This is a genomic window from Pseudomonas sp. GW821-FHT07G06 (genome assembly GCF_058986625.1).
In genome coordinates, this window is record NZ_JBYSVW010000004.1 from 203,201 (window position 1) to 229,696 (window position 26,496).

Below are 26,496 nucleotides of genomic sequence, written 5' to 3' on the forward strand. Positions count from 1 at the left end.
GAACTGTTAAATGATCTCTACCTTGCGACGTGGCCTGTTGGTAATGCTCGCGGTGTTTCCGTTGGTGTCCCACGCCGTAGCGGCGCCTTCGGCGCACGATCTGGTGCAGGACACAACCAACCGTATGCTCGCGGACCTGGCGGCAAACAAAGAGAAGTACAAGCAGGATCCGCAAGACTTTTATACGGCGCTGAACACCATCGTCGGGCCGGTCGTGGATGCCGAGGGTATTTCCAAGAGCATCATGACGGTCAAGTACTCGCGCAAGGCTACGCCCGAGCAGATGAAGACCTTCGAAGAAAACTTCAAGAAGGGCCTGTTCCAGTTCTATGGCAATGCCTTGCTGGAGTACAACAACCAGGGCATCACCGTTGAACCGGCCAAAGACGAGTCGGGCGACCGTACCAGCGTTGGCATGACGGTCAAAGGCAGCAGCGGCGCGATCTATCCAGTGTCCTACACGCTGGAAAAGATCAACGGCGAGTGGAAACTGCGTAACGTCATCATCAACGGCATCAATATCGGCAAGCTGTTCCGCGATCAGTTCGCCGATGCGATGCAGCGCAATGGCAACGACCTGGACAAGACCATCAATGGTTGGGCCGGGGAAGTCGCCAAGGCCAAGGAAGCCACCGACAAGAAGCCAGAGCAGTCAGCCCAATGAGTGAGTCGGCAGTCCAGATGGACGAAGCGGGTGAGCTGCGACTCAGTGGCGTGCTGGATTACCGCACCGGCCCTGGCCTGCGTGAGCAGGGCAAGGCGCTGATCAAGGCCAGCAAGGCAGCGGCGCTGGTGGTCGATTGTTCGGCGGTGACCAAGTCCAGCAGTGTCGGTTTGTCATTGCTGCTGTGCTTCATCCGCGATGCTCAGGCGGCCGGCAAGGCGTTGAGCATCCGTGGGATGCCTGAAGACATGCGTGAAATCGCTCAGGTCAGCGAGCTGACCGAGCTGTTGGCGCATCCCTAACCCGCATCTATAAAGAAGCCCCCCGTCAGAGTCCTGCTTCGCGGGGTTCGCAGGCGCGGGGCTTTTTTGTATGATGTCCGACCCGCGCGCACAGGGCGCCGATTGAGGTTGAGCATGCAGGCCGTAGAAGTGAAGAGCTTCCTTGAAGGAAAGCTGCCCGGAACGTTGGTAGAAGTCGAGGGCGAAGGCTGCAATTTCCAGCTGAATGTGATTAGCGATGAACTGGCGGCGATGAGCCCGGTGAAGCGTCAGCAGCAGATCTATGCCCATTTGAACCCATGGATCACCGATGGCAGCATCCATGCGGTCACAATGAAATTTTTCAGCAGCGCGGCCTGGGCCGAGCGCACCTGAGCCCAAGGGCGTCGAGATTCTTATGGATAAATTGATTATTACTGGCGGTGCTCGTCTTGACGGCGAAATCCGCATCTCCGGGGCAAAGAACTCTGCCCTGCCGATCCTTGCTGCCACGCTGCTTTGCGATGGTCCGGTGACGGTTGCCAACCTGCCGCACCTGCACGACATCACCACCATGATCGAACTGTTCGGTCGCATGGGGATCGAGCCGGTGATCGACGAAAAACTCGCCGTCGAAATCGACCCGCGCACCATCAAGACCCTGGTCGCACCGTACGAACTGGTTAAAACCATGCGTGCGTCGATCCTGGTGCTGGGCCCGATGGTTGCCCGTTTCGGCGAAGCCGAAGTCGCGCTGCCTGGCGGTTGCGCCATCGGTTCGCGTCCGGTTGACCTGCACATCCGTGGCCTGGAAGCCATGGGCGCGGTCATCGACGTCGAGGGCGGCTACATCAAGGCCAAGGCGCCTGAGGGTGGCTTGCGCGGTGCGCACTTCTTCTTCGATACCGTCAGCGTGACCGGTACCGAAAACATCATGATGGCCGCCGCACTGGCCAAGGGCCGTAGCGTCCTGGCCAACGCCGCGCGCGAACCTGAAGTGGTCGACCTGGCGAACTTCCTGAACGCCATGGGCGCCAAGGTTTCCGGCGCCGGCACCGACACCATCACCATCGATGGCGTCGAGCGTCTGCACACCACCACTTACAAGGTGATGCCGGACCGTATCGAAACCGGTACCTACCTGGTTGCCGCTGCCGTGACCGGTGGCCGCGTGAAGGTCAAGGACACGGATCCGACCATCCTCGAAGCCGTACTGGAAAAGCTCCGGGAGTCCGGTGCCGAAATCACCTGCGGCGAAGACTGGATCGAGCTGAACATGCACGGCAAGCGGCCGAAAGCCGTCAACGTGCGGACCGCTCCGTACCCGGCGTTCCCGACCGACATGCAGGCGCAGTTCATCTCCCTCAACGCCATTGCCGAAGGCACGGGTGCTGTGATCGAGACGATCTTCGAAAACCGCTTCATGCACGTCTACGAACTGCACCGCATGGGCGCCAAGATCCAGGTCGAAGGCAACACCGCAATCGTCACCGGCACCGAGAAGCTCAAGGGCGCGCCAGTGATGGCGACCGACCTGCGTGCTTCGGCCAGCCTGGTCATCTCGGCCCTGATCGCCGAGGGCGACACCCTGATCGACCGCATCTACCACATAGATCGTGGCTACGAGTGCATCGAAGAAAAACTGCAGATGCTGGGCGCCAAGATCCGTCGCGTTCCGGGCTAGTACTGCTGCATGGGCACAGGGACGTGCCCGATGGATTGTTGTAGGTCGAGCCGGTTTCCGGCTCGATGCGTGTCCGGCGCCGATTGCGACCGGGCATAAGATTCCTGATTAAGGGCTGACGTTTCCCATGCTGACTATCGCACTGTCCAAGGGCCGCATCCTTGACGATACCTTGCCGCTTCTGGCTGAAGCGGGCATCGTGCCGACCGAGAATCCGGACAAGAGCCGCAAGCTGATCATCCCCACGACCCAGGACGATGTCCGTCTGCTGATCGTGCGTGCCACCGATGTGCCGACCTATGTCGAACATGGGGCTGCCGACCTCGGCGTCGCCGGCAAAGATGTGCTGATGGAATACGGCGGCCAGGGCCTGTACGAGCCGCTGGACCTGCAAATTGCCCAGTGCAAGCTGATGACCGCCGGTAAAGTCGGTGCAGTCGAGCCCAAGGGGCGTCTGCGCATCGCCACCAAGTTCGTCAATGTTGCCAAGCGCTACTACGCCGAACAGGGTCGTCAGGTCGATATCATCAAGCTCTACGGCTCGATGGAGCTTGCACCGCTGATCGGTCTGGCGGACAAGATCATCGACGTGGTCGACACCGGTAACACGCTGCGGGCCAACGGCCTGGAGCCACAGGATTTCATCGCTGCCATCAGCTCCCGCCTGATCGTCAACAAGGCTTCGATGAAAATGCAGCACGCCCGTATCCAGGCGTTGATCGACACCCTGCGCAAGGCAGTGGAGTCTCGACACCGCGGCTGATTCACCTGCGCAACCTTGAGTTGCGCCGTCTATCCGCCTCATAGCCAGAATTCTCAGGTGCCCAAGCGGATCGAATGTTAGCTTCGGGCGCCTGAGTTTTTTGCCATTCCTATGAGGCTCTCGCTATGACCGCACTGACTGCAATTCGCCGACTCAACGCTGCTGACCCGGATTTCGCGCATCATCTGGATCATCTGCTGAGCTGGGAAAGTGTGTCTGACGACTCGGTCAATCAGCGGGTGCTGGACATCATCAAGGCTGTGCGCGAGCGCGGTGACGCGGCGCTGGTGGACTTCACCCGTCAGTTCGACGGTCTGGACGTGAAGTCCATGGCCGACCTGATCCTGCCGCGCGAGCGCCTGGAATTGGCACTGACCCGAATTTCCGTGGCCCAGCGCGAAGCACTGGAAGTCGCCGCAGCCCGCGTACGCAGCTATCACGAGAAGCAGAAGCAGGACTCCTGGAGTTACACCGAGGCGGACGGCACCGTACTGGGCCAGAAAGTCACGCCGCTGGATCGTGCCGGTCTGTACGTGCCGGGCGGCAAGGCGTCGTACCCGTCGTCGGTGCTGATGAACGCGATTCCGGCCAAGGTGGCCGGTGTCACCGAAGTGGTCATGGTCGTACCGACCCCGCGCGGTGAAATCAACGAACTGGTGCTGGCTGCGGCCTGCATTGCCGGTGTCGACCGCGTGTTCACCATCGGCGGCGCCCAGGCTGTTGCGGCGCTGGCTTACGGCACCGAAAGCGTGCCGAAGGTCGACAAGGTCGTCGGCCCGGGCAACATCTATGTGGCTACCGCCAAGCGCCACGTGTTTGGCCAGGTCGGCATCGACATGATCGCCGGCCCTTCGGAAATCCTCGTGGTGTGCGACGGCCAGACCGATCCGGACTGGATCGCTATGGACCTGTTCTCCCAGGCCGAGCACGACGAAGACGCGCAGGCCATTCTGGTCAGCCCCGACGCCGGGTTCCTCGACAAGGTCGCCGCCAGCATCGCCAAATTGATGCCGACCATGGAGCGTGCCGCAATCATCGAAACCTCGATCAATGGCCGCGGTGCATTGATCAAGGTTCGCGACATGGAACAGGCCATCGAAGTGGCCAACCGCATCGCACCGGAGCACCTCGAGTTGTCCGTTGCCGATCCGCAAGCCTGGCTGCCGCAGATCCGCCACGCTGGCGCGATCTTCATGGGCCGTCACACCTCCGAAGCCCTGGGCGACTACTGCGCAGGCCCGAACCACGTGTTGCCGACCTCCGGCACCGCGCGTTTCTCCTCGCCGTTGGGTGTGTACGATTTCCAGAAACGCTCGTCGATCATCTTCTGCTCCGAGCAGGGCGCATCGGAACTGGGCAAGACTGCATCCGTGCTGGCCCGTGGCGAATCGCTGACCGCGCACGCGCGTAGCGCCGAATACCGCATCGTTGACGACAAGCAGGTGAAATGAAGATGAGTAAATTCTGGAGCCCGTTCGTCAAGAACCTGGTGCCATACGTGCCGGGCGAGCAGCCGAAACTGGCGAAGCTGGTGAAGCTCAACACCAACGAAAACCCGTACGGTCCATCGCCCAAGGCCTTGGCTGCGATGCAGACCGAACTGAACGACAACCTGCGTTTGTACCCGGACCCGAACAGCGACCTGCTGAAGAACGCGGTCGCCAGGTATTACGGCGTGCAAGGCAATCAGGTGTTCCTCGGCAACGGTTCCGACGAAGTCCTGGCGCACATCTTCCACGGTTTGCTGCAGCACGATCAGCCGCTGCTGTTCCCGGACATCAGCTACAGCTTCTATCCGGTCTACTGCGGACTGTATGGCATCAACTTCGACGCGGTGCCGCTGGACGAGCAATTCCAGATCAACCCGGCGGACTACGCCAGGCCGAACGGCGGGATCATCTTCCCCAATCCGAACGCACCGACCGGCTGCTTGCTGGCGCTGGAAGCGGTGGAGCAGATTCTCAAGGCCAGCCCGGATTCGGTGGTCGTGGTGGACGAGGCTTACATCGATTTCGGCGGCGAGACGGCAATCACTCTGGTCGATCGTTATCCCAACCTGCTGGTGACCCAGACCCTGTCCAAGTCCCGCTCCCTGGCCGGTCTGCGGGTTGGCCTGGCGGTGGGGCATCCGGACCTGATCGAGGCGCTGGAGCGGATCAAGAACAGCTTCAACTCCTATCCGCTGGATCGCATGGCGAATGTCGGCGCCGCTGCCGCGTTCGAGGATCGCGAGTATTTCGACAAGACCTGCCGGCTGGTGATCGAGAATCGCGAGAAGGTCGTCGGGCAGTTGCAAGCCAAGGGCTTTGAAGTGCTGCCGTCGGCGGCCAACTTCATTTTCGCCCGTCACCCCCAACACGATGCGGCGGGGTTGGCGGCGAAGTTGCGTGAGCAGGGCGTGATCGTCCGGCACTTCAAGCAGGAGCGGATTGCGCAGTTCCTGCGGATCTCCATCGGCACGCCAGAGCAGAACCAGGCGCTGATCGACGGTCTGGGCGATCTGTAAAATCAGGCACGATCCTGTGGGAGCGAGCTTGCTCGCGACGGGGCCATAACATTCAACATCCTTGTTGACTGCCAGCCCGTCATCGCGAGCAAGCTCGCTCCCACAGGTTTTTGGGTTGGCCGCTTACTCTTCTTCTTTCTCTTTGACCGGTGCCGGCGGCGGACGCAATCCGATTTCCGCGGTCAGCTTGAGTTCCTTGCCGTTGCGCATCACCTGGATCGTGACCTTGTCGGTCGGTTTGATCCGCGCCACCTGATTCATCGAGCGACGGCCATCGCCGGCCGGTTCGCCATCGATGGCAAGAATCACGTCACCCAGTTGCAGGCCGGCCTTCTGTGCCGGACCATCGCGGAAAATCCCCGCCACGACAATCCCCGGACGCCCGGACAAACCGAAGGATTCGGCCAGTTCCTGGGTCAACGGCTGCACTTCGATACCCAGCCAGCCACGAATCACCTGGCCGTGCTCGATGATCGACTTCATCACTTCCATCGCCAGCTTGACCGGGATCGCGAAACCGATGCCCTGGGAGCCTCCGGACTTGGAGAAGATCGCCGTGTTGATGCCGGTCAGGTTGCCAATGGCGTCCACCAGTGCACCGCCCGAGTTGCCGGGGTTGATCGCGGCATCGGTCTGGATGAAGTCTTCGTAGTTGTTCAGGCCCAGTTGATTGCGCCCGGTGGCACTGATGATGCCCATGGTCACGGTCTGGCCGACGCCGAACGGGTTGCCGATGGCCAGCGCCACGTCGCCGATGCGGATGTTGTCGGAGCGCCCCACAGTGATCGACGGCAGGTTTTTCAGGTCGATCTTCAGCACCGCGAGGTCAGTCTCCGGGTCGCTGCCGATCACCCGGGCCAGGGTTTCCCGGCCGTCCTTGAGCGCCACGACGATCTGGTCGGCGCCGCTGGTCACGTGGTTGTTGGTCAGGATGTAGCCTTCCGGGCTCATGATCACGCCGGAGCCGAGGCTCGATTCCATGCGTTTCTGCTTGGGCGAGTTATCGCCGAAGAATCGGCGGAACTGCGGATCTTCGAACAACGGATGGTTGGGTTTGTTGATGACTTTGGTGGTGTACAGGTTCACCACCGACGGCGCCGCGGTGGTGACCGCGTCGGCATAAGACACCGGGCCCTGTTGCATACTGGTGGTTTGCGGCGCTTGCTGCAGATTGACGTCGAGGCTCGGGAGCCCGACCCACTGCGGGTAACGCTGGATTATCAAAAGAGCGACAAGCACGCCGGCCAACAGCGGCCAGCCGGAAAAACGCAGCGCCTTGAGCATTAAGCAGTTCCTGAGAGAGTTGCAGGCGGTATGAGACCGCTCATAATGACGCGCATTATACGAGGCCGCACGCGCCTCTGAACGGGATATTTAGGAGTCTTTTATGGCCGTCGCCCTGAGCACCCTGGTCGAAGAAGCCGACCGTTACCTCAACAGCGCCAAAATCGCCGATTACTGCCCCAATGGCTTGCAAGTCGAAGGCCGTCCGCAAGTGATGCGCATTGTCAGTGGCGTCACTGCCAGCCAGGCGTTGCTGGATGCCGCGGTAGAGGCCAATGCCGACCTGATACTGGTGCACCACGGCTACTTCTGGAAGGGCGAAAACCCGTGCATCACCGGCATGAAGCAGCGCCGCATGAAGACCCTGCTCAAGCACGATATCAGCCTCCTGGCCTATCACCTGCCGCTGGATCTGCACCCGGATGTCGGCAATAACGTGCAGCTCGCGCGGCAGCTCGACATCACCGTCGAAGGTCCGCTGGACCCGGATAACCTGAAGATTGTCGGTCTGGTCGGCTCGCTGAACGAGCCGATGATGCCCCGGGATTTCGCACGCCGCGTACAGGAAGTCATGGGCCGTGAGCCGCTGTTGATCGAAGGCAGCGCCATGATCCGCCGCGTCGGCTGGTGCACCGGTGGCGGCCAGGGATACATCGATCAAGCCGTGCTGGCGGGGTGTGATCTGTACCTCAGCGGCGAGGCTTCCGAGCAGACCTTCCACAGTGCACGGGAAAACGACATCAGCTTCATCGCCGCCGGTCACCATGCCACCGAGCGCTACGGCGTTCAGGCGCTGGGGGATTATCTGGCGCGGCGCTTTGCGCTGGAGCACATCTTCATCGATTGCCCAAACCCGATTTGACCTGATCCCTGTAGGAGCTGCCGAAGGCTGCGATCTTTTGATCTTTAAAATCAAAATCAAAAGATCGCAGCCTTCGGCAGCTCCTACAGAGAGGTGTTTGCGGTTCAATAGCCCAAACGGGCAGGCATATTCATATGCTCTTTCGATCTAGTTGGCGTCCTGATTAGAAGAGGTCGCTGTGCTAGGATCCCCGCTCGAACACGGCCCGCTGGCCGTTCATAAGAAAGCTTTCGTGAGTAGCCATGGTCGACAAACTGACGCATCTGAAACAGCTGGAGGCGGAAAGCATCCACATCATCCGCGAGGTGGCCGCCGAGTTCGACAACCCGGTGATGCTGTACTCCATCGGTAAAGACTCCGCCGTGATGCTGCATCTGGCACGCAAGGCGTTCTTCCCGGGCAAGCTGCCGTTTCCGGTGATGCACGTCGACACTCGCTGGAAATTCCAGGAGATGTACGCCTTCCGTGACAAGATGGTCGCCGAGCTGGGCCTCGACCTGATCACCCACGTCAACCCGGACGGCGTGGCGCAGAACATCAACCCGTTCACCCACGGCAGCGCCAAGCACACCGACATCATGAAGACCGAGGGCCTGAAGCAGGCACTCGACAAGCATGGTTTCGACGCAGCGTTCGGCGGCGCCCGTCGCGATGAAGAAAAGTCCCGCGCCAAGGAGCGCGTGTACTCGTTCCGCGACAGCAAGCACCGCTGGGATCCGAAGAACCAGCGTCCCGAGCTGTGGAACGTCTACAACGGCAAGGTCAACAAGGGCGAATCGATCCGCGTCTTCCCGCTGTCGAACTGGACCGAACTGGACATCTGGCAGTACATCTACCTTGAAGGCATCCCGATCGTCCCGCTGTACTTCGCCGCCGAGCGTGAAGTCATCGAGAAGAACGGCACGCTGATCATGATCGACGACGAGCGCATCCTCGAGCACCTGAGCGATGAAGACAAAGCGCGCATCGTCAAAAAGAAAGTGCGTTTCCGTACCCTTGGTTGCTACCCGTTGACGGGCGCGGTGGAGTCCGAGGCCGAAAGCCTCACGGACATCATTCAGGAAATGCTCCTGACGCGAACTTCCGAGCGCCAGGGCCGTGTCATCGACCACGATGGCGCAGGCTCGATGGAAGACAAAAAACGTCAAGGTTATTTCTAAGGGGCTGTCATGTCGCATCAATCTGATTTGATCAGCGAGGACATCCTCGCCTACCTGGGCCAGCACGAACGTAAAGAGCTGCTGCGCTTCCTGACCTGCGGTAACGTTGACGACGGCAAGAGCACCCTGATCGGGCGCCTGCTGCACGACTCCAAGATGATCTACGAAGATCACCTGGAAGCGATCACCCGCGACTCGAAAAAAGTCGGCACCACCGGCGAAGACATCGACCTGGCATTGCTGGTCGACGGTCTGCAGGCCGAACGTGAACAAGGCATCACCATTGATGTCGCGTACCGCTATTTCTCCACCGCCAAGCGCAAATTCATCATCGCCGACACCCCCGGCCATGAGCAGTACACCCGCAACATGGCCACCGGTGCGTCCACCTGTGACCTGGCGATCATCCTGGTCGACGCCCGCTACGGCGTGCAGACCCAGACCCGCCGCCACAGCTTCATCGCCTCGTTGCTGGGCATCAAGCACATTGTCGTGGCCATCAACAAGATGGACCTCAAGGACTTCGACCAAGGCGTGTTCGAGTCGATCAAGGCCGACTACCTGCAGTTCGCCGAAGGCCTGAAGATGAAGCCCACCAGCATGCACTTCGTGCCGATGTCGGCATTGAAGGGCGACAACGTGGTGAACAAGTCCGAGCGCTCGCCGTGGTACACCGGCCAGTCGCTGATGGAAATCCTCGAGACCGTGGAAGTGGCGGGCGATCGCAACTTCACCGACCTGCGTTTCCCGGTGCAGTACGTCAACCGTCCGAACCTGAACTTCCGTGGCTTCGCCGGTACGCTGGCCAGCGGCATCGTCAAGAAAGGCGACGAAGTCGTGGTGCTGCCGTCGGGCAAGAGCAGCCGCGTGAAGTCCATCGTCACCTTCGAAGGTGAGCTGGAGCACGCCGGTCCAGGTCAGGCCGTCACGCTGACCATGGAAGACGAAATCGACATCTCCCGTGGCGACCTGTTGGTTCACGCCGACAACGTGCCGCCGGTGACTGACAGCTTCGAAGCGATGCTGGTGTGGATGGCTGAAGAGCCGATGCTGCCGGGCAAGAAATACGACATCAAGCGCGCCACCAGTTACGTGCCGGGTTCCATCGCCAGCATCGTCAACAAGGTCGACGTGAACACCCTGGAAGAAGGTCCGGCCAGCGCGTTGCAGTTGAACGAAATCGGCAAGGTCAAGATCGCGCTCGATGCGCCGATTGCCCTCGACGGTTACGACAGCAACCGAACCACCGGCGCTTTCATCATCATCGACCGCTTGACCAACGGCACCGTCGGCGCCGGCATGATCGTCGCCCAGCCTTTGGCCCATGGCACCAGCACGCACCACGGCAAGCTGGCCCACGTCGCCACCGAAGAGCGTGCACAGCGCTTCGGCCAGCAACCGGCCACCGTGTTGTTCAGCGGCTTGTCGGGCGCGGGCAAGAGCACTCTGGCGTATGCCGTTGAACGAAAGCTGTTCGACCTTGGTCGTGCGGTGTTCGTACTCGATGGCCAGAACCTGCGTCACGACCTGAACAAGGGGCTGCCACAGGATCGCGCCGGGCGTACCGAGAACTGGCGTCGTGCCGCGCACGTTGCGCGTCAGTTCAACGAAGCCGGTCTGCTGACCCTGGCGGCGTTCGTTGCGCCGAGCGCCGAAGGTCGTGAACAGGCCCGGGAACTGATCGGCAAGGAACGTCTGCTGACGGTCTACGTCCAGGCTTCGCCAACCGTCTGCGCCGAGCGTGATCCGCAAGGCCTGTACGCGGCGGCCGGGGATAACATCCCGGGTGAGTCCTTCCCGTACGACGTGCCGCTGGATGCCGATCTGGTGATCGACACCCAGTCCGTGTCGCTGGAAGAAGGCGTCAAGCAAGTGCTGGCTCTACTGCGCGAGCGTGGTGCGATCTAAACGCTAGCCGGAAATGAAAAACCCGCCGATGGGTGATCCTCGGCGGGTTTTTTGTGCTCCGTAGATTGTCAAAAGATCGCAGCCTTCGGCAGCTCCTACAGGGTAAACGCGCACCTTTGTGTAGGAGCTGCCGGAGGCTGCGATCTTTTGATTTTAAGCTCCCGGGAACTCCCGATGCATCTGCGCAAGCAGAGCATCCTTGTCCTGCCACAACTGATTGATCCAGCCCTGGAACTGCAATCGGTACTCACCATCCTGGTCGTAGTTCTTGCCAATGAACTGCGGCGGAATCTTCAGCTCTTCAAAGTGCACCACCACGTCCGCAATGTTCCCGCACAACAAATCCCAGAAACCAGGACGCCCGGCGGGGTAGTGGATGGTCACGTTGACGATGGACTCCAGTTGCTCACCCATCGCATCCAGCACAAAGGCAATGCCTCCGGCCTTGGGCTTGAGCAGGTACTTGAAGGGTGATTGCTGTTGCTTGTGCTTGCCCTCGGTGAAGCGCGTGCCTTCGACGAAGTTGAAAATGCCCACCGGGTTGTCGCGGAATTTCGCGCAGGTCTTGCGGGTGGTTTCCAGGTCCTTGCCTTTTTTCTCCGGGTGCTTCTCCAGATAGGCCTTGGAGTAGCGCTTCATGAACGGAAAGCCCAGCGCCCACCAGGCCAGACCAATCACTGGAACCCAGATCAGCTCCTGTTTGAGAAAGAACTTCAACGGTTGGATGCGTCGGTTGAGGACGTATTGCAGCACCAGGATGTCGACCCAGCTCTGGTGGTTGCTGGTGATCAGGTACGAGTGCCGGTAGTCGAGGCCTTGCAGGCCGCTGATGTGCCAGCGCGTGCGGCGCACCAGGTTCATCCAGCCTTTGTTGAGGCTGATCCAGGCTTCATGGGTATGGCTCATCAGCCAGCCCGCAATGCGTTGGGTGAGGGCGAACGGCAATGCCTTGACGAGCGCCACGCAGAACAGAAACGAGCACAGCAAAATCGTGTTCAATGCCAGCAGCAGCGAGGCGATCACGCCGCGCAACGGGGCGGGTAGGAAGTCCAGCATTTACACATCCATAGGTCGGTTGGCGGCTTGAATCGCGGTCAGGGCGATGGTGTAGACGATGTCGTCGACCTGCGCGCCGCGCGGCAAATCGTTCACCGGTTTGCGCAGGCCTTGCAGCATCGGCCCGAGGCTGACGCAGTCGGCGCTGCGCTGCACGGCTTTGTGAGTGGTGTTGCCGGTGTTGAGATCGGGGAACACGTACACCGTGGCACGACCGGCCACCTGGCTGTTCGGCGCCAGCTGCCGGGCCACGCTTTCGTTGGCCGCGGCGTCGTACTGCAAGGGACCATCGATCAGCAGCGAGTGCTGTTGTTCGTGGGCGAGCAGAGTGGCCTCGCGGACCTTTTCGACTTCCTCGCCGCTGGCCGATTCGCCGCTGGAGTAGCTGATCATCGCCACCCGCGGCGTGATGCCGAATGCGGCGGCCGAGTCGGCGCTTTGCAGGGCGATCTCGGCCAGTTCGCTGGCGCTCGGGTGCGGGTTCATCACGCAGTCGCCGTAGACCAGCACTTCTTCGGGAAACAGCATGAAGAACACCGAAGACACCAGGGTGCAGCCCGGCGCGGTTTTAATCAGCTGCAGGGCCGGGCGGATGGTGTTGGCAGTGGTGTTGATCACGCCCGATACGAGCCCGTCGACTTCATCCAGGGCCAGCATCATGGTGCCGATCACCACGGTGTCTTCCAGTTGTTGCTCGGCCATCGGCGCGTTGAGGCTTTTGCTTTTGCGCAGCGCGACCATTGGCTCGACATAGCGTTCGCGGATCAAGTCCGGATCGATGATTTCCAGGCCGGGTGGCAACTCGATGCCCTGGGCGCGGGCGACGGCCTGCACGTCTTCGGGCTTGGCCAGCAACACGCAGCGAGCAATGCCTCGGGCCTGGCAGATCGCCGCGGCCTGCACGGTCAGCGGCTCGCTGCCTTCGGGCAGCACGATGCGCTTGTTGGCCGCCTGGGCGCGCTGGATCAATTGATAGCGGAACACCGCTGGCGACAGGCGCATCTCGCGCGGTGTCCCGCAGCGCTGGTGCAACCAGTTGGCATCGAGGTGGCCAGCGATGAAATCGGTGATGATTTCGGCGCGCTCGCGGTCATCGATGGGGATTTCCTTGTTCAGGCCATTGAGCAGGTTGGCGGTGTCATAGGAGCCGGTACTCACCGACAGCACCGGCAGCCCGGCCTGCAGGGCGCCGCGGCACAGGTCCATGATGCGTGGGTCGGGCAGGGTGTCGCTGGTCAGCAGCAGGCCGGCCAGCGGCACGCCGTTCAAGGCCGCGAGGCTGACGGCGAGGATGATGTCATCGCGGTCGCCGGGGGTCACCACCAGCACGCCGGGCTTGAGCAACTCCACGGTGTTGCGCATGGTGCGGGCGCAAATGATGATTTTGGTCATGCGCCGGGTTTCGTAATCACCGGCGTTGAGCACTTGCGCGCCCATCAGGTCGGCGACGTCGCGGGTGCGCGGGGCGTTCAGTTCCGGCTGGAACGGAATGCAGCCGAGCAAGCGGAAATCACCGCTGCGCAGCAACGGCGAATGCTCCTTCAGGCGCGTGGCGAAGGCCTCCATGCTTTCCTCGGTCTTGACCTTGTTGAGGATCACGCCGAGGACTTTCGGGTCTTTCGGGCCGCCGAACAATTGCGCCTGCAACTCGACACGACCGGAGAGCTCGGTCAGCACTTCGTTTTCCGGTGCCGAGACCAGGATCACCTCGGCGTCGAGGCTCTTGGCCAGGTGCAGATTGACCCGCGCGGCGTAACTGGCGCTGCGGGTCGGCACCATGCCCTCGACGATCAGCACGTCCTTGCCGATGGCCGCCTGCTGATACAGGGTAATGATTTCTTCGAGCAACTCATCGAGCTGACCGTCGCCGAGCATGCGCTCGACATGCGCCAGGCCCAGTGGCTGAGGCGGTTTCAAGCCGTGGGTACGCGCCACCAGTTCGGTGGAGCGTTCCGGGCCCGTGTCGCCCGGATGCGGCTGGGCAATCGGTTTGAAAAAGCCGACCTTGAGCCCGGCGCGCTCAAGGGTACGCACCAGCCCGAGGCTGATGGAGGTCAGACCCACACCAAAATCGGTGGGCGCGATAAAAAAAGTTTGCATGCGGATTCTCTGGAAGGTGCATGGCAATGGTCACGACCTATGGCTGGTCGATTACCGAAATTCAGTCGCCAAGGTTATCGCTAACCGTGCCTTGTGCGCACCAACCGCAATCAAAGGGCTGGCCTATTTTTTCCTGGCGCAACACAGGGTCCATGACCCAGGCCCGGGATTGCCAGGGCGGCTGGTGCCGCAGGTGTTGGGTGTGGCCGCAGGAAAGCTCGGCCACCCAGTGGCCGTCCTCGTCCTGATGGAAGCCTGTGACCGTCGAATCCCGTTTGTCCGGGTTGTGTTCGCTTTCGGTCGATTGCTTCGCTAAACTTGGCCTTTCAATCTTCTTATGCAAAAGGTCTCGCCCCATGCTGATCGCCGCCAATAAGGCTGTCTCCATCGACTATACCCTGACCAACGACGCTGGTGAGGTCATCGACAGCTCCGCCGGCGGCGCGCCGCTGGTTTACCTGCAAGGCGCAGGCAACATCATCCCGGGCCTGGAAAAGGCTCTGGAAGGCAAGGCTGTCGGCGACGAGCTGACCGTAGCCGTTGAACCGGAAGACGCTTACGGCGAATACGCGGCCGAACTGGTCAGCACCCTGAGCCGCAGCATGTTCGAAGGCGTCGACGAGCTGGAAGTGGGCATGCAGTTCCACGCTTCCGCTCCGGACGGCCAGATGCAGATCGTGACCATCCGTGATCTGGACGGCGACGACGTGACCGTTGACGGCAACCACCCGTTGGCCGGTCAGCGCCTGAATTTCCAGGTCAAGATCGTTGCCATCCGTGACGCCAGCCAGGAAGAAATCGCTCATGGCCACGTCCATGGCGAAGGTGGCCATCACCACTGATTTCTGCGCTAAGCTCAGATAACTGGAGAGGCGCCCCGAGGGCGCCTTTTTAGTCTGCGGCTGTCCCTGACGACACCGCCAAGTGGCTGTTTCGAGAAGAACACGGGAATCTGGAGTACGCCATGAGTGCTTTTCACGACCTTAAATTGACAGCCCTGGATGGACAGGAGCTTCCTCTGGCGCCTTTCAAAGGCCAAGTCGTATTGGTGGTCAACGTCGCCTCCAAATGCGGCCTGACCCCGCAGTACGCGGCGCTGGAAAACCTCTACCAACAATACAAGGGCAAAGGCTTCAGCGTGTTGGGCCTGCCGTGCAACCAGTTTGCCGGGCAGGAACCGGGGACCGAGCAGGAAATCAAGGATTTCTGCAGCCTCAACTATGGTGTGACCTTCCCGTTGTCCAGCAAGCTGGAAGTCAACGGGCATGACCGTCATCAGTTGTACCGTTTGCTGGCGGGCGAGGGGGCGGAATTCCCCGGCGATATCACCTGGAACTTCGAGAAGTTCCTGCTGGGCAAGGATGGCCGCGTACTGGCGCGGTTCTCGCCACGCACGGCGCCGGATGATCCGACCATTGTTCACGCGATTGAAAAAGCGCTGAGTTAAGCGATAGATCAAGATCAAAAGATCGCAGCCTTCGGCAGCTCCTACGATCCTGTGTAGGAGCTGCCGAAGGCTGCGATCTTTTGCTTCTGTCTTTTGATTGTTAATCACCAAAATCAATAATGCTGTTCAAGCAGCGGATCCCTCCATATTATCACCGTCATAAAGTCATTCTTCCGTGGAGCGTCCCATGCCCGTAAAAGCCCTGTTCAAACCGTTCCACCTCGGCACCCTCGAACTGCCGACCCGCGTCGTCATGGCGCCGATGACCCGCTCCTTTTCACCGGGCGGCGTGCCGAACTCCAAAGTGATCGAGTACTACCGTCGTCGTGCCGCTGCGGGCGTCGGCCTGATCATCACTGAAGGCACCACCGTCGGTCACAAGGCTTCCAACGGCTACCCGAACGTTCCGCACTTCTATGGTGAAGCGGCGCTGGCCGGCTGGAAGAAAGTCGTCGACGCCGTTCACGCCGAAGGCGGCAAGATTGTTCCGCAGTTGTGGCATGTGGGCAGCGTACGTCGTATCGGCACCGAGCCGGACGCCAGCGTACCGGGCTATGGCCCGTCGGAAAAAATCAAGGACGGCCAGGTCGTTGTGCACGGCATGACCCAGCAGGATATCCAGGACGTGATCGCCGCGTTCGCCCAGGCTGCCAGGGACGCCCAGCGCATTGGCATGGACGGCGTAGAAATCCACGGCGCCCACGGTTACCTGGTCGACCAGTTCTTCTGGGAAGGCAGCAACCAGCGTACCGACGAATACGGCGGCAGCCTGGCCAACCGTTCGCGCTTCGCCATTGAATTGATTCAGGCCGTGCGTGCCGCGGTCGGTGAAGGTTTCCCGATCATCTTCCGCTTCTCGCAGTGGAAGCAGCAGGACTACACCGCGCGTCTGGTGCAAACCCCGGAGGCGCTGGGCGAGTTCCTCAAGCCGTTGGCCGATGCCGGCGTGGATATTTTCCACTGCTCGACCCGCCGTTTCTGGGAACCGGAGTTTGACGGTTCCGAGCTGAACCTGGCTGGCTGGACCCGCCAACTCACCGGCAAGCCGACCATCACCGTGGGCAGCGTCGGCCTGGATGGCGAGTTCCTGCAGTTCATGGTCAACACCGACAAGGTGGCACAACCGACCAGCCTGGAAAAACTGCTGGAGCGCCTGAACAACGACGAGTTCGACCTGGTGGCGGTTGGTCGTGCGTTGCTGGTGGATCCGGACTGGGCACAGAAAGTGCGCGATGGTCGAGAGGAAGACATCCTGCCGTTCAGTCGTGAAGCGTTGATGACGCTGGTTTAAGCGGCGACCCTACTGCCGCCTTCGCGAGCAGGCTCGCTCCCACAGGGGGATTTGTGTATGACACAGAACCAATGTGGGAGCGAGCCTGCTCGCGATGGCTGACTCAAGGTCACCGGAAATCAGGGAACAATCGGCGCATTCGGCACCACCATCTCCCCGGCACACGCCCCGCGCAACTGTCCCTCGAACTGTTCGATGATCGTCGCCCAACCCTGGCGACTGGCATGCTGGCGTGCATTGAGCCGCACATTGCGCAAGGCCTCCCTGTCCTCCAACAGCCATGCCGCTGCATCGCAGAACGCTTCTTCATCCCCCGGCATCGCCAACACACCGTTGTAGCCATGACGAATATGCTGGGCCGCCGCCGCCTGATCGTAGGCCACCACGCCGAGCCCCGAGGCCAGTGCTTCAAGCACCACATTGCCGAAGGTTTCGGTCAGGCTCGGAAACAGAAACACATCGCCTGATGCGTAGTGACACGCCAGGGCTTCACCCCGCTGGGTGCCGCAGAAAATCGCCTCGGGCATTTCGTTTTGCAGTTCCTGACGTTGCGGGCCGTCGCCGACCACGATCAGTTTCAGGGTGCGCCGGGGATAACTCGCCTTGAGGGTATTGAAGGTGCGTTTGAGCAAGCCAAGATTCTTTTCCGGGGCCAGGCGTCCGACGTGAATGACGGCGATGTCTTCCTCGGTCAGTCCCCATTGCTCGCGCAGGGCACTCAGTCGTTTGGCCGGATGAAACAACTCACTGTCGACTCCTCGGGAGAGCAGCGCCAGTCGTTCGAAATGCCGTCGTTCCAACTCCATGCGCTGACTGACGCTGGGCACCAGGGTCATGGTCGAGCGGTTGTGGAACCAGCGCAGGTAGTGAGTCAGCAGGCGCGTGAGCAAGCCAAGCCCGTACTGGTTGGAGTACTGCTGGAAATTGGTGTGGAAACCGCTGACCACGGAAATCCCCAGACGCCGTGCCGCACGCAAGGCCGATAGGCCCAACGGACCCTCGGTGGCAATGTAGAGCACATCCGGGCGGTGACGCGTCCAGCGCCGCAGCAGCTTGTGCATCGACGACTGACCCCATTGCAGACCGGGATAGCCCGGGAGCGGCCAGCCGCGGCACAGCAGCAATTCATCGTCGCTGCCCAACTGCTGGTCACAGCTCTGGCGTGGTCGCACCAGTTCCACTTGATGCCCGCGCGCGCGCAAACCGTCGCACAAGCGACCCAGGGTATTGGCTACGCCGTTGATTTCCGGAGGGAAGGTTTCGGTGATCAGGGTGATATGCAGAGCTGTCGTCATGACCCCAGTGTCGGCTGGGGCCATGTCGTCAGTGTGACGTCGGGATGATGGATTTGTGACGTTGTGAGCCTGCCGATGAGCTGGTGCGTACTGACAAGTGCTGAGTCAGGCACGCACGAAACCTATTCAGTTACCACGGTTCTGGCGGTGGATGGGCTACGGCTTGTGCGATCAGTGACAGTGAATCGTAGTCGGCAGCGCCGTTCGGAGAGTCCCAAGTTCGTTGCCCCAGTGGCAACAACCAAGGTATCAGCTGATTCCAGGCTTCTTCCGGGGAACTGAAGGAAGGCACTTCGATCCAGAACTGGATTCCGGCCCCCACTAAAAATGGACTGTCCGCGGGAATCTCCGTTATCGCGCCTCCTGCTTTGTCCATGAAATGGTTGGCTCGCCACGTATCATAAATACCGCGAGGCGAGTGCATGGCGTGGAAGATATTGTCCCAGGTCTTGTTAACGATGAAATAAAAGTCGCCATGGGCGTTGATCACGCTGTATCCGGCATCTACCAGGTCTTGTGCGGTCATTTCTCGGCGCACGCTGCCCCAGAGACTCCAGCACTCGATTTCTACCTTTTTATCCACAGCAATGACCGGGTTTGGTCGAACGGCCCCGTCGTTCCAGACTCGCGCGATTTTACCTCCCTCTTGTATCAGGTTTGCCACGTCGTTGATGAAGTACCTGACAGCGTCCTCGGAGGTGGCATTTGGATTGCCGGACATGTCCTGTGCATATTTGGCTAGTTGGGGCGTGTTGTTGTGGGTGATCGGCTTGAGAAAGTATTCATCGGCTCCCAAATGGATACGCCGGCTGCGTGGAAACATTGTGAGAAGGTCGGAGACGAGAGTTTTGATAAAGGAACGCGCCTCGGCAATGCTGAAATCGAGAGCTTTAGACACAACGGTGCCATCAATGAGCTGAAGCTGGAGTAGAGGTCGGTCGCGTAGTATCCAGTCCATGTGTCCAGGCATGTCGAGTTCAGGAATCACCTCAATATGGTAGGCGGCGGCGGTGTCGAGGACGCGCTTGAGCTCTTCTGTACTCCAGGCATCGGAACTGGAGATGTCCCCACAGGAAGGAAAGGTAACCCTTACCCCTTCGTTATCGGTCAGGTGCAAATGCAGTGTATTGAGTTGATTCCAGGCCATTTCCTGAATCAGGTTGATTACCCAATTGGGGCTGAAATACCAGCGGCCCATATCAATCATCACCGAGCGCTCGGCATACAGGGGGGCATCAATTACAACCCCTGGAGCAAGTGTGGTGGAAACGCGTGCAGCTTTATGCAGGGTGGTCAGGGCCCGGGCCATGGCCTCCAGGGTTTGTGCGGTGACCAGGACATTGATTGAGATATCAATCCGGTAACTTTCGCTTTTCCCATTGACAGGAATCGGGACGTCCGCCGTATTCGGTGCGGACAGTTTCAACAATACGTCACCCCGTAGTGGGGGAACGCCTGGCAGCAGCTCAATGGTAATTGGTTTGCCAAGCCCGGCGGCACCGGCGAACCCGGCCGCCAGTCGTGTTGCCAGGGGGCGCAGGCTCTCGCTGTCGATGAGAATGCGCGAGCTTTCACTGATGACAAAATCATCTCCCGTTTCTGGTTGCGTATATAGCACTGCCGGACTCATGCGGGTCCAGGGAAAGGATACATTCTGATCCTCGGTACTGACACTTTCGCCAGGTATCATGGAAGTTGAGGCGGGATCATGGATTGGCGTTGTCATTGGGCTGGAACTCCATTAGTTGAAACCGTGACTCATCCCTGATGGCTTAAGGATCTCAAGTTGGGGGGAGTCCCTAGGCGTATTGGATACCTTATGCGTAGCAACGGCTACTGTAAGAAGTAACAGGTTTTAGTAAAAAAACTCAGAAAGTGATGCCGTTCATCCATTTTGTTTCGTTGAAGAGATCAAGGGTTTGGGTGGTGTGCTGGAGAAATATCAGCTTCGCTTGCGTGTTATTGAGGTTGACGATCGCTTCTCGAAACTATCAGTTATTGCAGGTGTATTTATTTTTAATTGGCGTGAAAGTGGTTCTGCGTCACAGGCAATTTTGCCGGATAAAAGGAGTACTAATGATGACAGAGCAATCGAAAGTTAAGCTGGGTTCAAATGAGGCAGCAGAGATCAGCACTCCCGTGCCGACGATTCAATATCCCTTAGAAGAAACTAGTCACAATCTGGGCCGGGTGTTTATTGAGGGGGGGTGTTTGCGGGGGGCAACAGTTGAAGTGTTAGATTTTGACGATAGTATGCTCGGATCTGCCATAGTGAACGGAAACACTTGGTATTTCAGTCGCAACTGGGGCAAAGGTATTCAGGGTGTGAGGGCACGGCAGACTCTTGCTGGCGTGTCTTCAGCCTCAACTGCGCTACGTACCTTCTTTGTCGCTCCACCCTTGAGCGCTTTAAATGTTACTTACCCAATAGACGGAAGTCGTTTGTCCGTAGGTAGGATAGTCATCGTAGGTACCTGTACGGCCGGAGCGGAAGCGGTTGAATTGCTGAACCATGATTTTAGTGTTTTAGGCAAAGCTCAAATAAATCCTGATGGATCAACTTGGAGTTTTCGCCAGGATTGGACTCAAGGTGTCAAACATGTCAAGGTGAGACAAACTGTGAATGGCAAGACTTCTGACCCAAGCGGTCAAATTGAGTTCATCGTGCAGTAAAATATTCCACTAATAGCTGATAGCACGAAGAGTTGCACCCTTGCCATTTTCGGTTGTCCACGTCCGTTTGTAGACGAAGAATCTGGTGGATGGAAAGTGAGTCAGTTGTGAGGCCTGCGGCAAGAGAAATACTCTTGCCGCAGCTTTTATCTAACTTCCCTGGGAAGGACCAATGCTACGAATGACAGACCTTCGTCCGCAGGTGATTGCGCGACCACGCCAGTAGATTGCTGGATGGCGTTTTTTACTTTGCGGTTGTTGTCAGCGTCTGGACGCCGCGCTCACGTACCCAGAACAGCGTCGCACCCGCCACTGCCGCCGGCATCATCAGGATGTTGACTACCGGAATCAGCAACACCAGATAAACAATCCCGCCAAAACTCATGCTCTGCCAGCGCTTCTCGCGCAGCCAGCCAAGCATCTCGTTCCAGCCCAGCTTGTGGTTGTCCGCCGGGTAGTCGATGTACTGGATCGCCATCATCCACACCCCGAACAACAGCCACAGCGGCGCGGCGATGATGTTCACCACCGGGATGAACGAGAGGATGAACAGCCCGATCGCCCGCGGCAGGAAGTAGCCCAGCTTGCGCATTTCCCGGGCCAGGGTGCGCGGGATCATCGCAATCAGCTCTCCCCAGCTGAAGGCCGGAAAGTCATCGGTACCGCGCACCACCACTTCGACCTTCTCCGCGAGGAAGCCGTTGAATGGCGCGGCAATGACGTTGGCGAGCATGGTGAAGCTGAAGAACACCATCAGCACGACGAGCACCACGAACAACGGCCAGAGGATGTAGCTGAGAAAACTCAACCAGTCGGGCAGGGACGGCATCAGCGTGTCGACCCACAGGCTGAATTGATGGCCGGCCAGGTAGATCAATCCGACGAACAGCACCAGGTTGATCGCCAGCGGCAACAACACAAACAAACGCAGGCTGGGGCTCAGCACCAGCTTGAGGCCTTCACGCAGGTATTGCGGGCCGGACAGAACAGGGGCGGGCATAAGGTGCTCCGGGCAGAGGGAAAACGCGCCGACCTTACCGGCTTTGCTTCACAGGCGAAAGCGCGGTGGCGGTATCGACATTCACTGTAACAAAGACGTCGATATCGTCGGGCAGATTGCATAGAGACCACCTATGAGCTGGATTGTTAAACCGTATTTCCTTAATCTTCGCCCCCTCGATACGCTGCACCCAATCTTTTTACAGGACGGTCGGGTTCAAGCCTTCCCCAAGTGCTTTCAACCGTTCTTTTTTATTCCCGCCGGCAATCCGGCGTTCCGCGCCAGGTGTTCCGGGCCGGTCAACAGGAGCAGGTCATGTCTGAAGTCCGTCATTCGCGAGTGATTATTCTCGGTTCCGGCCCTGCCGGTTACAGCGCCGCGGTCTATGCCGCCCGTGCCAACCTCAAGCCACTGCTGATCACCGGCATGCAGGCCGGCGGTCAACTGACCACCACCACCGAAGTCGACAACTGGCCGGGCGACGTTCACGGCCTGACCGGCCCGGCGCTGATGGAGCGGATGCGCGAGCACGCCGAGCGCTTTGAAACCGAGATCGTTTTCGATCACATCAATGCCGTCGACTTCGCTGCCAAGCCATACACCCTGACCGGTGACAGCGCGACTTACACTTGCGACGCCCTGATCATCGCCACCGGCGCCAGCGCCCGTTACCTGGGCCTGCCATCGGAAGAAGCGTTCATGGGCAAAGGCGTCTCCGCCTGCGCAACCTGCGACGGTTTCTTCTATCGCAACAAGCCGGTTGCCGTGGTCGGCGGCGGCAACACCGCTGTTGAAGAAGCCCTGTACCTGGCCAACATCGCCAGCAAAGTCACCCTGATCCACCGTCGCGAAACCTTCCGCGCCGAGAAGATCCTGATCGACAAGCTGAATGCCCGTGTTGCCGAAGGCAAGATCGAGCTGAAGCTGAACGCGACCCTGGACGAAGTGCTGGGCGACAACATGGGCGTGACCGGTGCCCGCCTGAAGAACAACGACGGCAGCTTCGACGAAGTGAAAGTCGACGGCGTGTTCATCGCCATCGGCCACACCCCGAACACTTCGCTGTTCGAAGGTCAGCTGACGTTGAAAGACGGTTATCTGGTTGTACAGGGCGGCCGTGACGGCAACGCCACCGCCACCAACCTCGAAGGCATCTTCGCCGCCGGTGACGTGGCCGACCACGTGTACCGTCAGGCCATCACCTCGGCTGGCGCCGGTTGCATGGCGGCACTGGATGCCGAGCGTTACCTCGACAATCTGCAGAACGCTTGATTCTGCTTTCGTCGAAATGAAAAAACCGGCTTCGGCCGGTTTTTTTATGGTGAAAAAAAATGCACTCAACCCTGTAGGAGCTGCCGCAGGCTGCGATCTTTTGATCTTGACCTTTTAAAGCAACGTCAAAAGATCGCAGCCTGCGGCAGCTCCTACAGGGGGCTGTTTTCACGTCAGTTTTGCAAGGCAGGCTTCAAGAATATCCAGCCCTTCTTCCAGCACCGCAGCCTCGATGGTCAACGGCGCCAGCAAGCGAATGATGTGCCGCGATTTGCCACTGGGCATCAGCAGCAGGCCCGCATCCCGCGCCAAAGCCAGCAGTTGGGTCAATTGTGCCGGGGCGGGCGAGCCATCGGCGTTGATCAGCTCGATACCGCGCATCGCACCGACGCCGGTCAGGCGGCCCATGTACGGTGTCAGGTTGTTCGCGCGCCAGGTTTCATAGCGGCCGACAATCGCTTCCTCCTGTTGTGTGCCCCAGGCGTGCAGGTTGGCATCGGTCATTTCATCCAGCGTCGCCAGCGCGGCGGCGCAGGCGATGGGATTGCCCGAGTAAGTGCCACCGAGTCCACCCTTGGGCAGGTTATCCAGCAGCGATTTGCGCCCGACCACCGCCCCCAGCGGCACGCCGCCGGCGATGCTTTTGCCGAGCAGGATCAGATCCGGCTCGATGCCCAGCCGTGAGAACGCGAAGCGCTGGCCGGTGCGGCCGAAACCGGACTGGATTTCATCGGCGATCAGCACAATGCCCTTGTCGTCGCAGAACTTGCGCAACGCCTGGGCGAACTCGACGTCCATGGCCAGGAATCCCGCTTCGCCCTGCACCGGTTCAACGATAAAGCAAGCGACGTCTTCGACATCGATCTCGACGCTGAACAGGCGCTCCATGGCTTTGAGGGCTTCGGCGCAGGTCACGCCATTGTCCGGACCGGGAAAGGGCAGGTGATACACCGGCCCCGGCAGCACGCCGATTTTCTGTTTGTAGGGCGCCACTTTGCCATTGAGGTTGAGCGTGGCCAGTGTGCGGCCGTGGAATGCGCCGTCGAAGGCGATGACCGCGCTGCGACCGGTGGCGCCACGGACGATTTTCAAGGCGTTTTCCGCCGCTTCCGCGCCGCTGTTGGTGAGCATGCCGCTGACCGGGTAACCCACTGGCATGAATGCACTCAGGCGATCCATCAGTTCGAGGTAAGGCACATGGGGTGCCGCGTTGAACGCATAGTGGGTCAGCCGCGTGGCTTGTTCGCGAATGGCCTCGACGATGTGCGGATGGCAATGGCCGAGGTTCAGTACGCCAATGCCACCGACAAAGTCGATGTAGCGTTTGCCATCGGTGTCCCAGACCTCGGCATTCTTGCCGTGGCTGAGCGTGACAGGGTGAACGATGTTGATCGACTGGCTGATGGATTCGCTGCGCATGAATGACCGGCTCGGAAGAAGGAGGACTTCTTTTTATCTAAGCCGTGAGCGGTGCTACGGAGCAAACGAAATAAAGTTGCCGGGTCAATCTTAAAAGTCGGAATGTGCAAGGATCAAAAGATCGCAGCCTTCGGCAGCTCCTACAGGGCTGCGATCTTTTGGGTATCAGCGGCGAGTCAGCGGCTGTTGGGTGAACTTCACGCCAGCCAGGCCGTGGGCGATCAGCGCCCGGATGTTGCTGTGGTCGCTGCCTTCCGGCGTTGCCAGCACCGAGCGGTAATGCTCGCCGAACGCCAACAGGGCTTCTTCATCGCTCAAACCTTCGAGCAGCGCCAGACCCAGGGTCTTGCACGAGCCTTCGTTCTGCCCGGCCGCGTTTTCCACGCCGCCATTGTTGAAGGCCTGAGGCTGATAGTCGTAACCGCCAGCAATGAACGCCAGGGTATCGGCGAAGGCGTGTTCGCCGCTGTTGAGGCTGGCGCGCAGGGTGTTCAAATCACTCATTGGGTTTTCCTTTGGCGAACGCCGCCTGTTGTTCGGCGCTGGCTTCTTGCTGATATTGGGCCTTCCATTCGGCGTACGGCATGCCGTAAACCACTTCGCGGGCTTCGTCGAGGCTGACGTCGATCTGGCGCTCGTCGGCCGCCGCCTTGTACCACTTGGACAGGCAGTTGCGGCAGAAGCCCGAGAGGTTCATCAGGTCGATGTTCTGAACATCCTTGCGGCTGTCCAGGTGGGCCACCAGCCGACGAAAGGCGGCGGCTTCGAGTTCCAGGCGTTGTTGATCGGTCATGGGGGGTCTCTGCGAGACAGCTTTGAGCGGCAAGCTTCAAGCTGCAAGATGGATTGCGGTGGCTGGAAGTTTACAGCTTGCGGCTTGCTGCTTGAAGCTTGCCGCTGCTACGCAGTAGCACGACTCGCTGCAAGCGTTATCGACACCGACTCGGCGAATCGCAGCGCGTGGGGCTTGTCGACCTCGACTTCGGCGTAGAGCACCGAGGCGTTGGCCATCACCAGGTCGAGAATTTCCTGGGTCAGGCGTTCGAGCAGCGCAAAGCGGTTGCCTTCCACGTGGGCGATGATCGCCTTGGTGATCGTGCGGTAGTTCAGCGCGTGATCGATGTCGTTGTCACGTACCGCTTCCTGGGCCGCGTACAGAATGGTGAGGTTGATCAGCACATCCTGCTTGTTGAGGATTTCATCCTCATTGATGCCGATGAAGGTACGCAGGCACAGGTCTTTGACCCGGATGCGTGCCATGCCTGGCTGAAGTTGTGGCATTGCTACTTGCTCCGTCCAATCAATTGCAGGAACTCCTGGCGGGTGTTGCTCGACTCGCGGAAGGCGCCGAGCATCACGGAGGTGTTCATGGTCGAATTCTGTTTCTCGACGCCGCGCATCATCATGCACATGTGCTGCGCTTCGATGACCACTGCGACGCCTGCCGCACCGGTCACCTGTTGTACGGCGTCGGCGATTTGCCGGGTGAGGTTTTCCTGGATTTGCAGGCGTCGGGCGAACATGTCCACCAGCCGCGCAATCTTCGACAGCCCCAGCACCTTGCCGGTTGGAATATAAGCCACATGCGCCTTGCCGATGAAGGGCAGCATGTGGTGTTCGCAAAGCGAATACAGCTCGATGTTGTCGACGATCACCATTTCATCGTTGTCGGAGGCGAACAGCGCGCCATTGACGATCTCTTCGACACTTTGTTCGTAACCATGGCAAAGGTACTGCATGGCTTTGGCTGCGCGCACCGGGGTGTCGAGCAGGCCTTCGCGGTCTGGATTTTCACCGAGGCCGATGAGGATCTCTCGATAATTCTGGGGCAGGGATAACGTCATGGAGAATC

27 protein-coding genes are annotated in these 26,496 nt (G+C 59.7%); 15 read left to right on the forward strand and 12 right to left on the reverse strand.

Translation table 11 applies throughout. The annotated features are described in order from the left end of the window. Positions 1-10: 10 nt before the first annotated feature. The 7 genes from AC3WJW_RS09970 to hisC all read left to right on the forward strand — a co-directional run bounded on the left by AC3WJW_RS09970 (position 11) and on the right by hisC (position 5,877). Complete coding sequence (locus AC3WJW_RS09970) at positions 11-664, forward strand: MlaC/ttg2D family ABC transporter substrate-binding protein (protein ID WP_493725882.1); 654 nt, start codon at positions 11-13, stop codon at positions 662-664. Next, entirely contained in the window at positions 661-966 is a 306-nt protein-coding gene (locus AC3WJW_RS09975) for an STAS domain-containing protein (RefSeq protein ID WP_007970274.1), read from the forward strand. The genes AC3WJW_RS09970 and AC3WJW_RS09975 overlap by 4 nt, the downstream gene beginning before the upstream one ends. 114 nt (positions 967-1,080) lie before the next feature. Next, the gene (locus tag AC3WJW_RS09980) at positions 1,081-1,320 is read left to right on the forward strand and encodes a BolA family protein (RefSeq protein ID WP_015093504.1); all 240 of its coding nucleotides are present in this window, start codon (positions 1,081-1,083) and stop codon (positions 1,318-1,320) included. A gap of 22 nt (positions 1,321-1,342) precedes the next feature. Next, a complete protein-coding gene (gene murA / locus AC3WJW_RS09985) occupies positions 1,343-2,608 on the forward strand; it encodes a UDP-N-acetylglucosamine 1-carboxyvinyltransferase (protein WP_102702535.1) in 1,266 nt (421 codons plus the stop codon). Between the two features lie 127 nt (positions 2,609-2,735). Further along, a complete protein-coding gene (gene hisG, locus AC3WJW_RS09990) occupies positions 2,736-3,371 on the forward strand; it encodes an ATP phosphoribosyltransferase (RefSeq protein WP_007970278.1) in 636 nt (211 codons plus the stop codon). Positions 3,372-3,496: 125 nt separating this feature from the next. Then, positions 3,497-4,822 carry a histidinol dehydrogenase gene (hisD, locus tag AC3WJW_RS09995; protein WP_007970280.1) on the forward strand — a complete coding sequence of 442 codons (1,326 nt, stop codon included), beginning with the start codon at positions 3,497-3,499 and terminating at the stop codon, positions 4,820-4,822. 2 nt (positions 4,823-4,824) lie between these two features. Beyond that, positions 4,825-5,877 carry a histidinol-phosphate transaminase gene (gene hisC / locus AC3WJW_RS10000; RefSeq protein ID WP_428605545.1) on the forward strand — a complete coding sequence of 351 codons (1,053 nt, stop codon included), beginning with the start codon at positions 4,825-4,827 and terminating at the stop codon, positions 5,875-5,877. Positions 5,878-6,000: 123 nt separating this feature from the next. Here the strand turns inward: hisC and algW are convergent, their stop codons facing one another. Further along, positions 6,001-7,161, reverse strand: a complete 1,161-nt coding sequence (gene algW, locus AC3WJW_RS10005; protein WP_007970284.1) for a Do family serine endopeptidase AlgW — start codon at positions 7,159-7,161, stop codon at positions 6,001-6,003. A gap of 103 nt (positions 7,162-7,264) precedes the next feature. On the opposite strand from algW, the gene AC3WJW_RS10010 reads away from it, so the two are divergent. The 3 genes from AC3WJW_RS10010 to cysN all read left to right on the forward strand — a co-directional run bounded on the left by AC3WJW_RS10010 (position 7,265) and on the right by cysN (position 11,091). Then, the gene (locus AC3WJW_RS10010; RefSeq protein ID WP_493725883.1) at positions 7,265-8,023 is read left to right on the forward strand and encodes a Nif3-like dinuclear metal center hexameric protein; all 759 of its coding nucleotides are present in this window, start codon (positions 7,265-7,267) and stop codon (positions 8,021-8,023) included. A gap of 242 nt (positions 8,024-8,265) precedes the next feature. Next, the gene (gene cysD / locus AC3WJW_RS10015; protein ID WP_007970286.1) at positions 8,266-9,183 is read left to right on the forward strand and encodes a sulfate adenylyltransferase subunit CysD; all 918 of its coding nucleotides are present in this window, start codon (positions 8,266-8,268) and stop codon (positions 9,181-9,183) included. Positions 9,184-9,192: 9 nt separating this feature from the next. Next, positions 9,193-11,091: a sulfate adenylyltransferase subunit CysN gene (cysN, locus tag AC3WJW_RS10020; protein WP_103394176.1), complete on the forward strand. Its 1,899-nt coding sequence runs from the start codon at positions 9,193-9,195 to the stop codon at positions 11,089-11,091. Between the two features lie 153 nt (positions 11,092-11,244). Here the strand turns inward: cysN and yihG are convergent, their stop codons facing one another. From yihG to AC3WJW_RS10035, 3 genes are all read right to left on the reverse strand, one after another. Further along, positions 11,245-12,147 (reverse strand): 1-acylglycerol-3-phosphate O-acyltransferase, YihG family, encoded by a 903-nt coding sequence (gene yihG, locus AC3WJW_RS10025; protein WP_493725884.1) that lies wholly within the window; start codon positions 12,145-12,147, stop codon positions 11,245-11,247. Continuing rightward, positions 12,148-14,247 carry a phosphate acetyltransferase gene (gene pta, locus AC3WJW_RS10030; RefSeq protein ID WP_007970292.1) on the reverse strand — a complete coding sequence of 700 codons (2,100 nt, stop codon included), beginning with the start codon at positions 14,245-14,247 and terminating at the stop codon, positions 12,148-12,150. 61 nt (positions 14,248-14,308) lie between these two features. Beyond that, positions 14,309-14,635 carry a DUF3565 domain-containing protein gene (locus AC3WJW_RS10035; protein ID WP_102675406.1) on the reverse strand — a complete coding sequence of 109 codons (327 nt, stop codon included), beginning with the start codon at positions 14,633-14,635 and terminating at the stop codon, positions 14,309-14,311. Here AC3WJW_RS10035 and AC3WJW_RS10040 point away from each other — a divergent pair. From AC3WJW_RS10040 to AC3WJW_RS10050, 3 genes are all read left to right on the forward strand, one after another. Beyond that, the gene (locus AC3WJW_RS10040; RefSeq protein WP_007942189.1) at positions 14,604-15,089 is read left to right on the forward strand and encodes an FKBP-type peptidyl-prolyl cis-trans isomerase; all 486 of its coding nucleotides are present in this window, start codon (positions 14,604-14,606) and stop codon (positions 15,087-15,089) included. The two genes, AC3WJW_RS10035 and AC3WJW_RS10040, sit on opposite strands and share 32 nt — an antisense overlap. 122 nt (positions 15,090-15,211) lie before the next feature. Next, positions 15,212-15,694, forward strand: a complete 483-nt coding sequence (locus tag AC3WJW_RS10045; RefSeq protein ID WP_008046206.1) for a glutathione peroxidase — start codon at positions 15,212-15,214, stop codon at positions 15,692-15,694. Positions 15,695-15,881: 187 nt separating this feature from the next. Beyond that, a complete protein-coding gene (locus AC3WJW_RS10050) occupies positions 15,882-16,985 on the forward strand; it encodes an NADH:flavin oxidoreductase (RefSeq protein ID WP_493725885.1) in 1,104 nt (367 codons plus the stop codon). Between the two features lie 119 nt (positions 16,986-17,104). Here the strand turns inward: AC3WJW_RS10050 and AC3WJW_RS10055 are convergent, their stop codons facing one another. Together AC3WJW_RS10055 and AC3WJW_RS10060 are read right to left on the reverse strand one after the other, a co-directional pair. Beyond that, positions 17,105-18,304: a glycosyltransferase family 4 protein gene (locus tag AC3WJW_RS10055; protein ID WP_493725886.1), complete on the reverse strand. Its 1,200-nt coding sequence runs from the start codon at positions 18,302-18,304 to the stop codon at positions 17,105-17,107. 106 nt (positions 18,305-18,410) lie between these two features. Then, positions 18,411-20,006: a family 20 glycosylhydrolase gene (locus AC3WJW_RS10060; protein ID WP_493725887.1), complete on the reverse strand. Its 1,596-nt coding sequence runs from the start codon at positions 20,004-20,006 to the stop codon at positions 18,411-18,413. A gap of 350 nt (positions 20,007-20,356) precedes the next feature. On the opposite strand from AC3WJW_RS10060, the gene AC3WJW_RS10065 reads away from it, so the two are divergent. Further along, positions 20,357-20,953 carry a hypothetical protein gene (locus tag AC3WJW_RS10065; protein WP_493725888.1) on the forward strand — a complete coding sequence of 199 codons (597 nt, stop codon included), beginning with the start codon at positions 20,357-20,359 and terminating at the stop codon, positions 20,951-20,953. A 244-nt stretch (positions 20,954-21,197) separates the two neighbouring features. Here the strand turns inward: AC3WJW_RS10065 and cysZ are convergent, their stop codons facing one another. Beyond that, positions 21,198-21,953, reverse strand: a complete 756-nt coding sequence (gene cysZ / locus AC3WJW_RS10070) for a sulfate transporter CysZ (RefSeq protein ID WP_493725889.1) — start codon at positions 21,951-21,953, stop codon at positions 21,198-21,200. 315 nt (positions 21,954-22,268) lie between these two features. On the opposite strand from cysZ, the gene trxB reads away from it, so the two are divergent. After that, positions 22,269-23,225, forward strand: coding sequence for a thioredoxin-disulfide reductase (gene trxB / locus AC3WJW_RS10075; RefSeq protein ID WP_007970300.1), 957 nt, complete (start codon positions 22,269-22,271; stop codon positions 23,223-23,225). Between the two features lie 168 nt (positions 23,226-23,393). On the opposite strand, the gene AC3WJW_RS10080 is transcribed toward trxB, so the two are convergent. From AC3WJW_RS10080 to folE, 5 genes are all read right to left on the reverse strand, one after another. Then, on the reverse strand, positions 23,394-24,644 hold the full coding sequence (locus tag AC3WJW_RS10080) for a 2-aminoadipate transaminase (RefSeq protein ID WP_493725890.1): 1,251 nt from the start codon (positions 24,642-24,644) through the stop codon (positions 23,394-23,396). A gap of 165 nt (positions 24,645-24,809) precedes the next feature. Then, complete coding sequence (locus AC3WJW_RS10085; RefSeq protein WP_493725891.1) at positions 24,810-25,148, reverse strand: HopJ type III effector protein; 339 nt, start codon at positions 25,146-25,148, stop codon at positions 24,810-24,812. Then, positions 25,141-25,437 carry a DUF1244 domain-containing protein gene (locus tag AC3WJW_RS10090; protein WP_007970303.1) on the reverse strand — a complete coding sequence of 99 codons (297 nt, stop codon included), beginning with the start codon at positions 25,435-25,437 and terminating at the stop codon, positions 25,141-25,143. Before AC3WJW_RS10090 ends, AC3WJW_RS10085 begins: the two co-directional genes overlap by 8 nt. A 107-nt stretch (positions 25,438-25,544) precedes the next feature. Beyond that, entirely contained in the window at positions 25,545-25,925 is a 381-nt protein-coding gene (folX, locus tag AC3WJW_RS10095) for a dihydroneopterin triphosphate 2'-epimerase (protein ID WP_108229116.1), read from the reverse strand. Between the two features lie 2 nt (positions 25,926-25,927). Beyond that, positions 25,928-26,488 (reverse strand): GTP cyclohydrolase I FolE, encoded by a 561-nt coding sequence (gene folE / locus AC3WJW_RS10100; protein WP_102701473.1) that lies wholly within the window; start codon positions 26,486-26,488, stop codon positions 25,928-25,930. Positions 26,489-26,496: the final 8 nt, after the last annotated feature.